Genomic DNA, 15017 nt, shown 5'->3' with positions numbered 1-15017 from the left:
CTTGTAGCCGACCTGCCTGCCACGGTTCCGCCTCAGCTCCCGAGAGATCGTTGATGGCGGGCGATCCAAAGCTGCCGCGATTTGCCCGACCGAGTTGCCATTGGCCGAAAGGCGGGCAATCTCGCATCGATCGTCAAGGGAGAGCTGTTTGTAAGTCCGCCCCATGGCAACACCTCCAGTTGGAAGTGTTGCACTTCGTTTGTGAACTCAGGGGACCCATTACCCCAGGGAGCAGTTGTTGGGCGAAGCGGCGACTGCGAGTCTTCGCCAAACACAATCCTGGGGGTATGGGTCCTGGATCAGCGCTCGCTCTTGGACAACGCTACGCGTTGCCAAGCGCTCGCTTGTCCAGGACGACGGGCGGAGATTGACGCTGCCGCCTCACCCACCGCTGTCGTCCCGGGGCGCGAAGCGAGCCCGGGACCCATAACCACAGGGAGCTGTGGTTAGGCGAAGTGGTAACTCCGAGTCTTCGCCAAATTCCTCCCTGTGGCTATGGATCCCGAATCTGCGCTCCGCTTCGCTACGCTTGTCCGGGATGACGAATCAGGTGGTTGGTTCGCACCAGCCAAATGCGCTAGGATCGCCTTGCCGCCGTGCCGTAAGCCGCGCGGCCTCGTCGGGATGCGCATCCCGCCCTTCAACAAGCCTGTCTGCAAGCCCCGCATCTTTTACGTGGCCAACGATGAGATTTGACATGCGCACCCTCACCTTCCTCGCCGCGCTCATGCTCGGCGCGACCTCCGCTCTGGCTGCCGACGAGCCCAGCGGCTGCGACAAGTTCAAATGGCCGATCGAACGCGAGCGCGCCGCGCTGACGGCGCCGAACCGAGCGAAACTCGCCTCGGGGAGCGAACAGCCGGCCCTTCCCTCGACAGCCGTCACGCTGGGCCTCGTCGCGCCGGCGGATGCCAGGCTGCCCACGCCGCCGGAGCGCGCCCCGAAGGACGGCAGCTTCGCCGGCTTTGCGAGCTTCAAGACCGCGAAAGCCGGGCTCTACACGATCAGCCTGTCGGCCGGCGCCTGGATTGACGTGGTGCAGGACGGGCATGTCCTCAAGCCCGTGGCCTTCAGCGGCGCGACCGATTGCGACGGCATCCGCAAGACCGTGAAATACGAGTTGTCCGCACAGCCCTTGGTACTCCAAATCAGCGGCGCCAGGGAGAACTCGCTCTCGATCGCGATCCTCCCCAGCGAGTAGGCAAGGGTCGGACCAAAGGTCGCCTTTGACCTCAAAGGTCGCCTTTGACCTGTTCCCCCAGCCTGTTATGGTCGCGCCCAGCGATATCCCGAGGGACCGTAAGTCGATCGGGCTCACCGGAACAGCGCGTCCGCCGATCGCACCCCTGACTCAACCAACGCCGTCTTGCGTGCGCGATTGGCGCGCGCATGCGCGCATGGAGCGCTCCCGATGTCCCGCCTTTCCGTACTTTTTTCCGCCTTCGTCGTTCTGCTCGCGGCCTTCGCGCCCGCCGCCGCCGAGGACAAGACCATCACCGTGTTCGCCGCCGCCTCGATGAAGAACGCGCTCGACGAGATCGACGCGGCCTACACCGCGAAGACCGGCGTCAAGTTCAGCGTCAGCTATGCCGCAAGCTCGGTGCTCGCCAAGCAGATCGAGCAGGGCGCACCAGCTGACGTGTTCGTCTCCGCCGACACCGACTGGATGGACTACGCGATCTCCAGGAAGACCATCAATGAGCCTTCCAGAGTCAACCTGCTCGGCAACAACATCGTGCTGATCGCGCCGAAGGATTCGGCGATCGACAACGTCGCCATCGCGCAGGGTTTCGACCTCGCAAAACTCGCCGGCGACGGCAGGATCGCGACCGGCGACGTCAAGTCGGTGCCCGTCGGAAAGTATGCGAAAGCGGCGCTGGAGAAGCTCGGCGCGTGGCAGGCGGCCGAGCCGAAATTCGCCATGGCCGAGAGCGTGCGCGCCGCGCTGACGCTGGTCGCCCGCGGCGAGGCCAATCTCGGCATCGTCTACTCGACCGACGCCAAGGTCGAGCCCGGCGTCAAGATCGTCGGCACTTTCCCGGCCGACTCGCATCCCGCAATCATCTATCCGGTCGCGGCGACCACGACCGCGAAGGGCGAGACCAGCGACTATCTCGCCTTCCTGCGCTCGACGGCGGCCAAGACGATTCTGGAAAAATACGGCTTCAAGTTCCTGATCAGCCCCACGACGTGATATCTGCGACTTGATGTTCGAGATCTCACCCGCCGAATGGACCGCGATCCTGCTCTCGCTCAGGGTCGCCGTCGTCGCAACGCTGGTGGCGACGCCGTTCGGCATTGCGCTGGCATGGCTGCTTGCCCGCCATGACTTCTGGGGCAAGTCGTTTCTCGACGCGGTGGTGCATCTGCCGCTGGTGCTGCCGCCTGTCGTCACCGGCTATCTCCTGCTGCTCACCTTCGGCCGCAAGGGACTCGTCGGTGGATTCCTGGCTGACACGCTCGGCATCGTCTTCGCGTTCCGCTGGACTGGTGCTGCGCTCGCATGTGGCCTGATGTCGTTCCCATTGCTGGTGCGCCCGATGCGGCTGTCGATCGAGGCGATCGACCGCAAGCTCGAGCAGGCCGCTGAGACGCTTGGCGCGGCGCCGTGGAAAGTGTTCTTCACGGTAACGCTGCCGCTGGCGCTGCCCGGCGTGCTCGCCGGCATGGTGCTCGGCTTTGCGAAGGCGATCGGCGAGTTCGGCGCCACCATCACCTTCGTCTCCAACATTCCCGGCGAGACGCAGACGATTTCCTCCGCGATCTATTCGCTGATCCAGACGCCGGATGGCGACGCCGCCGCGGGCCGGCTTGTGATCGTCTCGATCATCCTGGCGCTGGGTGCGCTGATCGCCGCCGAATGGTTCGCCCGCCGCGCCACTGCGCGCCTGCACGGGAATTGACCATGCTGCGGGTCGATATCGAAAAACAGCTCGGCGAGTTCTCGCTGTCCGCATCCTTCACCAGCGAAGGCCGCGTCATCGGCCTGTTCGGCGCATCGGGCGCCGGCAAGAGCTCGCTGGTCAACATGATCGCAGGGCTGTTGCGGCCCGACCGCGGCACCATCGTGATCGACGGCGAGACCGTGGACGACACCGCGGCCGGCATCCATGTGCCGGCCTGGCGCCGCCGCATCGGCTATGTGTTCCAGGACGCCCGGCTGTTTCCTCATCTCAACGTCGCGCAGAATCTCGACTACGGAAGGCGGATGAACGGCCTGCCGTCAGATCCGGCGCAGCACAAGCGCATCATCGACCTGCTCGACATCGGCGCGCTGCAGGGTCGCCGCCCCGGAAAGCTCTCCGGCGGCGAGCGCCAGCGCGTTGCGCTCGGGCGCGCGCTGCTGTCCAAGCCGCGCCTGCTATTACTCGACGAGCCGCTCGGCGCGCTCGACGAGGGCCGCAAGCTCGAGATCCTGCCCTATCTGGTGCGGCTGCGGGACGAAGCCAACGTCCCCATGGTCTATGTCAGCCACGACGTCGCCGAACTGCGCCAGCTCGCCACGCAGATCGTGATGCTGAAAGAGGGGCGGGTGACGTCGTTCGGCGGGGTGAAGGTGCTGACGTAGGTCCGTCCGGGCTACGAACTTTCTCGTCACCACCACCGTCATGCCCCGCGAAGGCGGGGCATCCAGTACGCCGCGGCTTCTCGGTTCAATCGCTGGCGCCTCTGGAATACGGGATTGCCCGCCTTCGCGGGCAATGACAGCGGAGACTACCGCGCCTTCCGCCGCTTCGGCTTCACCGCGGCGAACACCGCGGTCAAATCCTCGCTCGCCGGCACCGCATCCTCGAGATGCAACCGGCTCTCCACGTGCAGGAAATGCTCGCGCGAGACCGCAATCGCGCGCGCGACGTCGCGGGCGCGCAGGGCTTCGACGATGGCGCCGTGCTCGTCGACGGCGCAGATCGAATCCGTCGCCGGCTCGTAGACCGAGACCATCACCGAGGACCGGCTGAGCAGGTCGGCGAGGAAGCGCGACAGCTCGGCATTGCCGAGCGCCTCGACCAGATGGACGTGGAAGGCGCCTGACAGCCGCACCGACGCGGCGCGATCGCCGCGCGTCGCGGCGGCGCGCTCCTCGGCGAGATGCGCGGTCAGCTTTTCGATCAGGGCATCGTCGACATGGCGGACGAGCTGCGTCAGCACGCCGGCCTCGAGCACACGGTGCGCCTCGTAGACGCTGCGGACGTCGTCGAGCGTCGGGCGCGGCACGCGGGCGCCGCGGTTGGGGATCATCTCCAGCCGCCGCTCCGCCCCCAGCCGGTGCAGCACTTTCCGGATGCGCTCGCGCGACACGCCAAAGATGTCGGCGAGCGGCGGCTCGGCGAGCTTGGTGCCGGCCTTCAGCTTGCCCTCCAGCAGCGCGTGCAGGATGGCCTGATAGACCGCCTCGTCCTCCGCCGGATTCGCCTTGCCGTTTCGCCTGCGCTGCGTCGCCATGGCGATAGCTAGGCCCAAAGGATGCGCAGCGTCACCTCCAAAAAATGTGCACATTTGCTGCGCGGCTGCGCAGGCCCCAAACTCGATCTTCTATCAAGATATTGAAATTATTATACTTTATAAAAATGTGCACATTTGGCATGGCGCTTGCTGCTGCCTCGATGCAAGCCTTACGCACAACCAACGGGACATGCCCATGCACACCCCCTCCCGACGCAGCGTTTTGAAGTGCGGCGCGGCCCTCGCCGCGGTTCTGGCGGCCCCGGGGCGCTTGCGCGCCGCGACCAAGGAGATCGTCATCGGCGGCCCGGCGGGCGCCGCAAAATATTTCAACGCCGATCTGTTTCCGGTGCTGGAGAAGAAGCTCGACTGCAAGGTGCTCTACGAGGGCACCAACTCGCTGACCAATCTCCAGAAGATGCAGGCCGACAAGGCCGCGCCGAAGATCTCGGTCGTCATCATGGACGATCCCGTGATGCTGCCGGCGTCCGCCGAAGGGCTGATCACGAAGATGTCGGCCTCTTCCATCGCGAACCTCGGCAAGCTCGTGGACGGCTCGGTGCACCAGGACGGCATGTGGGCGAACTATCAGCGGCCCTGGGCCGGCATCGCCTATTCGACCAAGCGGATGAAGGCGGCGCCGAGCAAGTGGTCGGACCTGTGGGACGCGAAATATGCCTCGCGGGTGATCGTGCCGTCGCTCTCGAATACCGAAGGATTCTGGACGCTGCTCGCGGCCGCGCATCTCGAAACCGGCAAGCCCTACAAGGAGGCACAGTACGAGATCGAGGCGGCCTTCAAGAAGGTGAAGGAGCTGAAGGCGAACCTGCTGAACGTCTATACCAACGCGCCGCAGGCCATCAATCTGATGGAGCAGGGCGAGGCCTGGATGATCGGCGGCCAGTTCTCGGCCTACACTCTGATCCGCAAGGCCGAGGGCTCACCGGTCGAACTCGCCGTGCCGCAGGACGGCGGTTTTGCGATGCCCTCCGGCATCGCGAAGGTGGCCGGCGCGCCTGGCGGCGATCTTGCCGACGCCGTGATCGACTTCTTCCTGAGCCCGGAGGCGCAGACCATCCTCGCCGACAAGGCTTTCGTCGCACCGACCAACAAGGGCACGCCGACGCCGGCGGGCTTCCCCGATCCCGGCTCGCTGTTCGCGCCGGACTGGGCGTTCGTCGCCAAGAACCGCGCCGCGTGGGTCGATCGCTGGAGCAAGGAGATGACATGAGCGAAGCCGCGCCGCATCTCGTCGTCCGCAGCGTCTCCAAGCGGTACGGGCCGACGACGGTCCTCGACCATATCGACCTGACCATCCGCCGCGGCGAGCTGGTGACGCTGCTCGGCCCCTCCGGCTGCGGCAAGACCACGCTGCTCCGCGCCATCGCCGGGCTGGCGCAGCCCGACTCCGGCAAGGTCGAGCTCGCCGGGCGCGACATCACCCACGTGCCGCCGCACAAGCGCAATGTCGGCGTCGTGTTCCAGAGCTACGCGCTGTTTCCGCATCTCACCGTCGCCGGCAATGTCGCATTCGGGCTGAAGGTGCGCGGCACGGCCAGGCGCGAGATCGACGCGGCGGTCGAGCGCGCGCTGTCGCTGGTCAAGCTCGGGCATCTCGCCGGCCGCCGCATCTCGGCGCTGTCGGGCGGGCAACAGCAGCGGGTGGCGCTGGCGCGCGCCATCGCGGTCGAGCCTGACGTGCTGCTGTTCGACGAGGCGCTTTCCGCGCTCGATCGCAAGCTGCGCGAGGAGATGCAGGTCGAGCTGCGCCGCCTGCTCCAGGACGTGAAGGCGACCGCGATCTTCGTGACGCATGACCAGGACGAGGCGCTGACCATGTCCGACCGCGTTGCAGTCATGAACAAGGGGCGGATCGAGCAGCTCGCCGAGCCGCGCGAGCTTTATTTGCGCCCCGCGAGCTTGTTCGCGCTCAACTTCGTCGGGCTGTCGACGCGGATTTCCGGCACCGTGCTGACGGCCGACAACGGCAAGGTCGATGTCGAGACCAAGGTCGGCCGCCTGTCGGCGCTCGGCAATTTCCAGGCGGGCTCCCCCGTGATCGTCGCGGCGCGTCCCGAACAGCTTCGCCTGGGCGAGCAAAGCGAGGCCAATTCCGCGGCAGGCCGCGTCCGCTCGGTGGTGTTCCAGGGCTCGCGCACATTGGTCGAGGTCGATGCCGGCGCGGGCGAGAGCCTGCTCGCCGAACTCTCTGGGCGTGACGGCGCGATCCCGCGCGTGCATGACGAGATCCGCCTGAGCTGGCCTGTGACCGAGACCTTTGCGTTTCCGATGGAGGCGCAGGCATGACCGAAGCCGCCCTTCCCGCGCCCGTCGCGGCGCCAGCGGTCGATCGCGAACGGCTCACCGCGATCGGCTTCCTGCTGCCCTCCTTCGTCATCATCGCCGGCGTGTTCGCGCTGCCACTGGTGCTGCTGCTCGGCGTCAGCGTCATCGACGCCAACGGGCTGACCTTCGCCAACTACAGGCGCCTGCTCGGCACGCCCTATTATCTCGGGGTGATCTGGAATTCGCTGAGGCTGGGGCTGCTGACGACCATCATCGCCTTCCTGATCAGCTATCCCGCCGCCTTCGCGCTGGCGCGCGCCCGCGGCGCCTTGCGCTCCGTGCTGCTGGCGACGCTGTTCCTGCCGCTCGCCGCCAGTGTCATCGTCAAGGCCTTCGCCTGGACGATCCTGCTGCGCAGCGACGGCATCGTCAACGAGACGCTGATGGCGCTCGGCATCATCGAAGATCCGATCCGGATGATCTTCACCGAGACCGCGCTGATCGTCGGCGCCGTGAACATCTTCCTGCCCTTCATGATCCTGCCGATCTACGCCATCGTGGCCCAGCTCGATCCGCGCTATGCGGAAGCGGCCTCCACGCTCGGCGCCTCGCCGATCGTGACCTTCCTTCACGTCATCCTGCCGCTGACGCTGCCGGGCATCATCGCCGGCGTCGCATTGGTGTTCTCGCTGTCGGTTTCCGCCTATGTGGTGCCGACGCTGCTGATCGGGGAAAAATATCCGACGCTGGCAACCACGATCGCAAAGGCCTATCTGCTGGCGCGCGAGCCCGGCTTCGGTGCCGCCGCCGGCGTCGTCCTGCTGGGACTCGCGATTGCCGTCGTCGCGCTGAGCGCGCGCCTGTCGCGGGAGCCGAAATGATGATTCGGGCCGCAATCGTCGTCTGCTGGGTCATGGCCATCGGCCTCGCGCTGTTCCTCATCGTACCACTGCTGGTGATTGCGGGCGCGAGCTTCTCGCCGACGCCGGTGTTCGATTTGCCGCTGACGGGCGCATCGACGCGCTGGTATGGCCGAATCGGCCGGCTCGACGGCTTCTGGCCGTCGCTGCTGCTGTCGCTCCAGATCGCGCTGCTGTCGACCGCGATCTCGCTGGTCTGCGGTACGCTCGCGGCCATCGCGATCGCGCGTGGAAAACTGCCGGGCGCGGGCATCTTTGCGACCGCGCTGGTGTCGCCGCTGATGATGCCGGGCCTCGTGCTCGGCATCGCGCTGCTGCAGGGCTTTCGCGCCGTCGGCTTCACCGCGCCCTGGGCGACGCTGCTGGTCGCGCATCTCGTGATCACGCTGCCTTACGTCGCCCGCACGATGATCGCGGGACTTGCGCGGTTCGACTTCACCCTGATCGAGGCGGCGCGGACGCTCGGCTGCACCTATGCCGGCAGCGTGCTGCGCGTGATGGTGCCGGCGCTGGCGCCCTCGTTCCTGATCGCGGGGATTTTCTCGTTCCTGGCCTCGTTCGACAATTATCCGGTCTCGATCTTCCTCGCCGACGTCCGCACCAAGACGCTGCCGATCCGGATGCTGCAATATATCGAGGAGGCGCCCGACCCGACGCTGGCGGCGCTCTCCACCCTCATCCTCGCCGGCACGGTGATCCTGCTGTTCGTCAGCGACCGCGTCGTCGGCCTGCACCGCATGGCCGGAACCTCGGACTGAACCATGAGCGAAGCAAAGCAAGCCCTCTCACATCGCGACTTCACTGGCTATCGCGGCAAGCCGCCAAATCCGCGCTGGCCGGACGGCGCGCGCGTCGCGGTGTCGCTGGTGGTGAATTTCGAGGAAGGCTCGGAATTCTCCGTAAACGACGGCGACGCCAGCAACGAAGCAATCTACGAGGTGGTCCACAAGCTCGACGGGCCTGATAGCTGCATCGACAGCCATTTCGAATACGGCACGCGCGCCGCGTGGTGGCGCATCATGGACCTGTTCGACGCGCACGGCGTCAAGGTGACGGTGAGCTCCTGCGGCCGCGCGGTCGAGCGCTCGCCGGAGCTGGCGCGCGATGCGATTGCCCGAGGACACGAAGTGTCTGCGCATGGCTGGCGCTGGCAGAGCCATGCCGACATGGACGAAGCCAGCGAGCGCGAGGTCATCGCGAACACGGTGGCGGCAATCGAGCGCGTCACCGGACAGCGCCCGGTCGGCTGGCACACGCGTTCGGCAACCTCGCCGAACACGCGGCGCCTGCTGGTCGAGCACGGCGGCTTTCTCTACGACAGCGACGCCTATAATGACGACCTGCCTTATTACCGGGAGGTTGCCGGCAAGCAGCATCTGGTGCTGCCCTATGCCTTCGACACCAACGACATGCAGTACTACAACGCCTCGCGCTTCAACGGCGCCGACTTTTCCGACTACGTCATCGATGCGTTCGAATGGCTGAAGCGCGAGGGCGAGACGGCGCCGAAGATGATGTCGGTCGGATTGCATCTGCGCATGATCGGCCGGCCGGGCCGGATCGGCGCGCTGGAGCGGATCCTGGCGCATATCACAGGAAGCGGCGCCGCGTGGATCGCGCCGCGCGCGGCAATTGCGCGGCATTGGATGACGGCGGTGCCGGCGGGGGTGTGAGTTGCGCCGGCCTGCGCCACATAGAAGGTGTCATGCCCCGGCTTGACCGGGGCATCCAGTACGCCGCGGCGTCTCGGCTTGGTCATGACCGCCTCTGGAATACTGGATCGCCCGCCTTCGCGGGCGATGACAGCGGAATTGAGGAAACGGCCCCCAACTCTCGCGAGCCCCTAAACCCCCGCCACCGAGGTCCATAGCTCCGCCAGCTTGCGCCGCAGCGCCTGCCGGCGCGTCAGCGGCGGCGGTGTCTCGTCGTCTTCCGGCAGACGCAGGCCCACGACATTGACGCGGCCGCCGGAGATGCTGCGGGCGACCAGCACGATCTCGTCCAGCGCAAGCTCAGCGCCCTCTTTCGGCGCGCGGTCAAGATGAACGTCGAAATAGTCGGCGAGCGTCAGCTTGGCTTCGTCCTCGCTCACCTTCACGCCGTAGATCTCGGCAAGCTCGGCCAGCGTGTGCTCGCCGGAGACCATGAAGTCGCCGAGCAGATGCGGGTCCGGCGCGGTGCTCGGCTGCATGTCGACGAAGAAGCGGTCGAGTGACTCGGCCTTTTCCGGCGGCGCCAGCAGATAGATGTAGTCGCCGGGCGCGATCGGATCGGCCTCCGTCGGCGTCAGGATGTTCTCGTTGCGGATCACCAGCGTCGGCTTCGACCAGGACGGGATCAGGCCGCGGCGGAAGTACAGGCTCTTGGGCCGCACCGAATAGCCGACGAGCTGCTGCTCGAGCTGGCCGGGCAGATCCAGTTCGACACGCCGCGGGCCGCGCTCGGCGCGCGGCAGCGCGACGTGCAGCTTGCGCGCGGCCGGCGCCAGGGTCCAGCCTTGCAGCAGCAGCGAGATGATGACGACGACGAAGGCGACGTCGAAATAGAGATAGGCCTTGGACAGGCCGACCAGCATCGGGATCGACGCCAGGAAGATCGCGACCGCACCGCGCAGGCCGGTCCAGGCGATGAAGATCCTTTCGCGCCAGTTGAAGCGAAACGGCGCCAGGCACACGAACACCGCGATCGGCCGCGCGACCAGCATCAGGACGAATGCGACCCCGATTGCCGGCAGCGCACTGGCGCCAAGCCGGCTCGGCGAGACCAGGAGGCCGAGCAGGACGAACATCACGATCTGCGCCAGCCAGGTCGCCGCATCCAGGAAGGCGACCACCGAATTGTGTGCGCGCGTCGGCCGGTTGCCGATGATGATGCCGGCGAGATAGACCGCGAGAAAGCCGGAGGCGTGCACGATCTGCGAGCCGCCGAAGATCACGAGCGCGGCGGTTGTGACAAACGGCGCATGCAGACCCTGCGGCAACGCCACCTGGTTGAGTGATATGACGACCAGGCGTCCGCCGATCACGCCGATGATGGCGCCCAGCACGGCCTCCTGGACGAACTCCATCAGCACGTGCCCCGCCGTGCCTGTTCCCAGCGAGATGTATTCGACCAGCATCAAGGTGAGGAAGATCGCGAAGGGATCGTTGGTGCCGGATTCCGCCTCCAGCGTCGCACCGACTCGCGGGCGCAGGCGCAGGCCCTGGGTATGCACGAGCAGGAACACGGCGGCCGCATCGGTCGAGGCCACCACGGCGCCGACCAGCAGCGACTCCGTCCAGTTGAGGTCGAGCGCGTATTTCGCGAACGGCGCCGTGATCAGCGCGGTCAGGAGCACGCCGACGGTGGCCAGCACCACGGACGGCGCAAGCACGGTGCGGATGCTGGCAAAGCGCGTCCGCAGGCCGCCGTCGAACAGGATCAAGGCGAGCGCCACCGACCCGACCAGATAGGTGGTGCGGACGTCGTCGAACTGGAGCTGCCCGGGGCCGGAATCGCCGGCGAGCATGCCGATCACGAGAAAGACGAGCAGCAAGGGCGCGCCGAAGCGCAGCGCAAGCAGGCTCGACAGGATACCCGCCATCACCAGGACGGCGCCGAGCAATATGGCGAGGCTGACAGAGTCGAGGGAGGCCATCCACCTTCCGGGTAAAAATCGCTGGATTTGCATCCTTATCGTCGCTGTACCGGCGCGCCAACCCATTTTCTCCCGCTCGCGGCAATCTGCCCGCATTTTGCGGCCTTAACGCACTTCACTTAGCGGTGTATCGATGGTCCAGCCGCGCCCTTTGTGGGATTCTGCGGCGCCCTCGAATCAAACCCTCCCGCCCGCTTCCCGACGAGACCGCCCCGATGGACATGGACCTCAAGGACTTCATGGAGTTCGTGCAGACCACCGCGCGCAGCGTCGGGGCGGAAGTCTCCTCACCCTGGTTCTATCTGCAATTCGGCCTCATTCTGGCCGCGGCCGGAATCGCCTATGCCGCGGAAGCCGGCGTGCGCAACCGCGTCGACATGACCTCGCTGGCGATGGGCTGGCCGCTGCCGCTCCGGCACTTCGCCCGCGTCATGGTCTCCAGTGCCTCGACGGCGGTGTTCACCCTGTTCGTGATCATCTCCCGCTTCGCGATGTACCATGCGACCTGGCCGAGCCGCAGCTATCTCCTGATGGTCGCCGCCAAGATGGGGCTGGCCTGGCTTGCGATCCGGCTGGTGACCTCGGTGCTGCGCAACGCCTTCATCGTCAAGCTGGTGTCGATCACGGCGTGGTTCGTCGCAGCGCTGTCCATCATCGGACAGCTCGACACGACGGTCGACCTGCTCGATTCCTTCGCGATCGTGCTCGGCGGCCTGCGGCTGACGCCGCTGCTGGTGATCAAGGCCGGTGCGCTCCTGCTGATCGCGCTGTGGGCCACCAACATCGCCAGCAATTTCGCCGAGAGCCGGATCAACTCGACCACCGATCTGACCCCGTCGGTGCAGGTGCTGCTGGTCAAGATCATCCGCATCGGGCTCCTGGCCATCGCAATCGTCATTGCGCTCGGCGCGGTCGGCATCGATCTCTCGGCGCTCGCGGTGTTCTCCGGCGCGGTCGGCGTCGGCATCGGTATCGGCCTGCAGAAGATCGTGGCCAATTTCATCTCGGGCATCATCCTGCTCGCGGACAAGTCCGTGAAGCCGGGCGACCTCGTCACCATCGGCGACAATACCGGGCGCATCAGCGCGATGAAGACGCGCTATATTTCCGTCGCCGCCGGCGACGGCCGCGAGTTCCTGGTCCCGAACGAGGATCTGGTGACGCAGAAGGTCGTCAACTGGACCTATACCGACAAGAACACGCTGGTGAAGATCGCGTTCGGCACCAATTACGACGCCGACCCCAGGCTGGTCTGCAAGCTCGCCATCGAGACGGCCATAGCCCATCCCCGCGCGCAGAAAGCCAAGCCGCCGAACTGCATCCTGACCGAGTTCGCGGAGGCCGGGATGAAGTTCTCGCTGACCCTCTGGCTGGCCGACCCCGACGGCATGGACAATGTCAAAAGCGACGTGATGCTGGCGCTGTGGGAGGCCTTCAAGCGCGAGGGCATCCGGGTTCCCTATCCGGTCCGCGAAATCCGCGTCCGCGGCGGCGCCCTGCCGGTGGAAACCACCGTAGAAGTCCCGAATTAGGCCCTGTTTCGGGCGCAAGAGCCACGCCCGACTTGCATGAAGGCCCATGATCATTAGATTATGGCCCTGAAATCAAGCCCTTCCGCCGACATCGAGACCAGCCCCGCATGAGCTACGTCGAAGCCACCGATACCTCCCTGCGCAAGACCGGACAGATCAAGCTGCATGGGCCGAGCGCCTTTGCCGGCATGCGCAAAGCGGGCGCGCTGGTGGCCAAGTGCCTCGACGAGCTCACCGACATCGTCGGGCCGGGCGTGCCGACCGAGCGCATCGACCAGTTCGTCCGCGACTTTGCCTTCAGCCATGGCGCCTATCCGGCGACGCTGATGTATCGCGGCTACCGCTACTCGACCTGCACCTCGCTGAACCACGTGGTCTGCCACGGCATGCCCGGCGACCGTCCGCTGAAGGAGGGTGACATCGTCAACATCGACGTCACCTTCATCGTCGACGGCTGGTACGGCGATTCCAGCCGGATGTATGCGGTCGGCCCGATCGCGCGCAAGGCCGAGCGGCTGATCGAGGTGACGTATGAAGCCATGATGCGCGGCATCGCGGCGGTGAAGCCCGGCGCCACCACCGGCGACATCGGCCACGCCATCCAGAGTTTCGTGGAGCCGCAGGGCATGAGCGTGGTGCGCGATTTCTGCGGCCATGGTCTCGGCCGCATGTTCCACGACGAGCCGAACATCATCCATATCGGCCGGCCCGGCGAAGGCGTCCAGCTCAAGCCCGGCATGTTCTTCACCATCGAGCCGATGATCAATCTCGGCAAGCCGCATGTGAAGATCCTCTCCGACGGCTGGACCGCGGTGACCCGCGACCGCTCGTTGTCGGCGCAGTTCGAGCACTCGGTGGGCGTGACCGCGACCGGCGTCGAGATCTTCACGCTGTCGGAAAGACACGGCGAGAAGCAGATCGGGTGATTTCAGGCTCGATCAAGACGTTCGAGCTTGCCGACCACGCGCCGCCATCCGACGGCGCCGTCGCTTGATGACACATCAGATGCCGAGGCGGAACGATTCAGGAGCGAAACGGATCCGCATGCGCCGCAACCAGTTTCACCAGATCGGCCTGGCGGTGCACGCCCGTCTTGGCGAACAGATGTTGCAGATGGGTTTTGACCGTGGTTTCGGCGATCCCGAGCGCCGCTGCGGTCTTCGACACGCCCGTGACACTCATCATGGCCTGAAGAACGCGAACCTCGCCGGGTGAGAGCTTGTAGCGCCTGGCGACCGTTTCGAGCGGCGGCGGTGCGTAGGCCGAGACCTTGCGAACGAAGATAGCGGCCACGGCCGAATGAACCCTTCCTTCCCGACGGCGGGCGCCCGAGGTGAGCGGCAGCACGTGGGCAAACCAGCCATGGTCCGACTGCTCCAACAGCGGCACCGCGATCCCGCTGACCCCGATCGCGCTGTCGCCGTCGTTCGCGGCAACCAGGAGGTCCCGCAGGATGCGGGCTGCGTGCGGATCGACGGCGGTCAGCACGTTTCGCGGGCGGCTCAAGACCGTTCCGCTGTCGCACAGCGCCTGGCCGGCCTCGTTGACGAACACGATCCGGCCAGAGCGATCGACGAGATAGACGCAGGAGCCGATCGCATCGAAGGCATCCGACAGGGCTGACGACCCGGCCCGGTGAACGTCGATCACGTTCCCGATCAGCACGGCGCGACGCATATGGGGGACCAACAGCCGCATCCGATGGCGCATGCCATCGTCGACCAGCCCCTGCCTCTCGTTGCGAAACACCCCGAAGAGGGCGAAGCCGTTGGCCGATTTGTCGAGGGTCGCGGCAAGATGATCGACCCAGCCATTGGGTTTCGCCCACTTCTGGTAGACCGGCGTGGCGACGAATTCCTCGTAGGGCATGAGATCAGCGATGCTGTAGATGTCCCCGACCTCGAAAAAGAACTGGCTGACGGTGACGGGATCGAAGCGCACATGATCGTTGAAATACGCGGTGAGGGCGTCCGCGGGCATGTTCCAATTGTATCGGGCCGCCCCTTGCCGCGCGACGACCTCCTTAGAGTAGAGCGATGCTGCCGTTCCGCCGACGAACTGACATGTCTGCTCGAGGACGTCGGTCCACAATGCTGAATCGAGGGCGGCATCGTAGATGTCCCCGATCAGGTGCGATACCCGATCTACGTCAACCATCGTCCGGCAGCTCCATCATCCGATCGGTTGATAGCGGTATCT

15 protein-coding genes are annotated in these 15017 nt (G+C 65.9%); 11 read left to right on the top strand and 4 right to left on the bottom strand.

Features of this window, described 5'->3' with window-relative positions:
* Positions 1-165 (bottom strand): helix-turn-helix domain-containing protein (locus tag A3M7_RS47600; RefSeq protein WP_156937067.1); only part of this gene is annotated, 165 nt, incomplete at its 3' end.
* Between the two features lie 532 nt (positions 166-697).
* Here A3M7_RS47600 and A3M7_RS0134690 point away from each other — a divergent pair.
* From A3M7_RS0134690 to modC, 4 genes are all read left to right on the top strand, one after another.
* Positions 698-1201: a hypothetical protein gene (locus A3M7_RS0134690; protein ID WP_027548032.1), complete on the top strand. Its 504-nt coding sequence runs from the start codon at positions 698-700 to the stop codon at positions 1199-1201.
* 210 nt (positions 1202-1411) lie between these two features.
* On the top strand, positions 1412-2194 hold the full coding sequence (modA, locus tag A3M7_RS0134685) for a molybdate ABC transporter substrate-binding protein (RefSeq protein ID WP_027548031.1): 783 nt from the start codon (positions 1412-1414) through the stop codon (positions 2192-2194).
* Between the two features lie 13 nt (positions 2195-2207).
* On the top strand, positions 2208-2903 hold the full coding sequence (modB, locus tag A3M7_RS0134680; RefSeq protein ID WP_027548030.1) for a molybdate ABC transporter permease subunit: 696 nt from the start codon (positions 2208-2210) through the stop codon (positions 2901-2903).
* Between the two features lie 2 nt (positions 2904-2905).
* Positions 2906-3568 (top strand): molybdenum ABC transporter ATP-binding protein, encoded by a 663-nt coding sequence (gene modC, locus A3M7_RS0134675; RefSeq protein WP_027548029.1) that lies wholly within the window; start codon positions 2906-2908, stop codon positions 3566-3568.
* A gap of 146 nt (positions 3569-3714) precedes the next feature.
* On the opposite strand, the gene A3M7_RS0134670 is transcribed toward modC, so the two are convergent.
* A complete protein-coding gene (locus tag A3M7_RS0134670) occupies positions 3715-4443 on the bottom strand; it encodes a GntR family transcriptional regulator (RefSeq protein WP_027548028.1) in 729 nt (242 codons plus the stop codon).
* A gap of 196 nt (positions 4444-4639) precedes the next feature.
* Between A3M7_RS0134670 and A3M7_RS0134665 the strand changes: the two genes are divergently transcribed.
* From A3M7_RS0134665 to A3M7_RS0134645, 5 genes are read left to right on the top strand one after another with little or no spacing between them, the layout of a single operon-like run.
* On the top strand, positions 4640-5674 hold the full coding sequence (locus A3M7_RS0134665) for an extracellular solute-binding protein (RefSeq protein WP_027548027.1): 1035 nt from the start codon (positions 4640-4642) through the stop codon (positions 5672-5674).
* Positions 5671-6750, top strand: coding sequence for an ABC transporter ATP-binding protein (locus tag A3M7_RS0134660; protein WP_027548026.1), 1080 nt, complete (start codon positions 5671-5673; stop codon positions 6748-6750). The genes A3M7_RS0134665 and A3M7_RS0134660 overlap by 4 nt, the downstream gene beginning before the upstream one ends.
* On the top strand, positions 6747-7610 hold the full coding sequence (locus tag A3M7_RS0134655; protein ID WP_027548025.1) for an ABC transporter permease: 864 nt from the start codon (positions 6747-6749) through the stop codon (positions 7608-7610). The genes A3M7_RS0134660 and A3M7_RS0134655 overlap by 4 nt, the downstream gene beginning before the upstream one ends.
* Positions 7607-8407 carry an ABC transporter permease gene (locus A3M7_RS0134650; RefSeq protein ID WP_245284385.1) on the top strand — a complete coding sequence of 267 codons (801 nt, stop codon included), beginning with the start codon at positions 7607-7609 and terminating at the stop codon, positions 8405-8407. Before A3M7_RS0134655 ends, A3M7_RS0134650 begins: the two co-directional genes overlap by 4 nt.
* 3 nt (positions 8408-8410) lie before the next feature.
* A complete protein-coding gene (locus A3M7_RS0134645; protein ID WP_027548023.1) occupies positions 8411-9322 on the top strand; it encodes a polysaccharide deacetylase family protein in 912 nt (303 codons plus the stop codon).
* Between the two features lie 170 nt (positions 9323-9492).
* Here A3M7_RS0134645 and A3M7_RS0134640 read toward each other — a convergent pair whose 3' ends face one another.
* Entirely contained in the window at positions 9493-11286 is a 1794-nt protein-coding gene (locus A3M7_RS0134640) for a potassium/proton antiporter (protein WP_027548022.1), read from the bottom strand.
* Positions 11287-11501: 215 nt separating this feature from the next.
* Between A3M7_RS0134640 and A3M7_RS0134635 the strand changes: the two genes are divergently transcribed.
* Positions 11502-12818, top strand: a complete 1317-nt coding sequence (locus tag A3M7_RS0134635) for a mechanosensitive ion channel family protein (RefSeq protein ID WP_027548021.1) — start codon at positions 11502-11504, stop codon at positions 12816-12818.
* 107 nt (positions 12819-12925) lie between these two features.
* Positions 12926-13744: a type I methionyl aminopeptidase gene (gene map / locus A3M7_RS0134630; RefSeq protein WP_027548020.1), complete on the top strand. Its 819-nt coding sequence runs from the start codon at positions 12926-12928 to the stop codon at positions 13742-13744.
* 97 nt (positions 13745-13841) lie between these two features.
* On the opposite strand, the gene A3M7_RS0134625 is transcribed toward map, so the two are convergent.
* Positions 13842-14975: a helix-turn-helix transcriptional regulator gene (locus A3M7_RS0134625; protein ID WP_027548019.1), complete on the bottom strand. Its 1134-nt coding sequence runs from the start codon at positions 14973-14975 to the stop codon at positions 13842-13844.
* Between the last annotated feature and the right edge of the window lie 42 nt (positions 14976-15017).

Origin of the sequence: Bradyrhizobium sp. WSM2254 (assembly GCF_000472645.1) — a bacterium.
Classification (GTDB): domain Bacteria; phylum Pseudomonadota; class Alphaproteobacteria; order Rhizobiales; family Xanthobacteraceae; genus Bradyrhizobium; species Bradyrhizobium niftali.
Note: the sequence above shows the minus strand (reverse complement) of the source record. Positions and strands in the feature narration are given on the sequence as shown.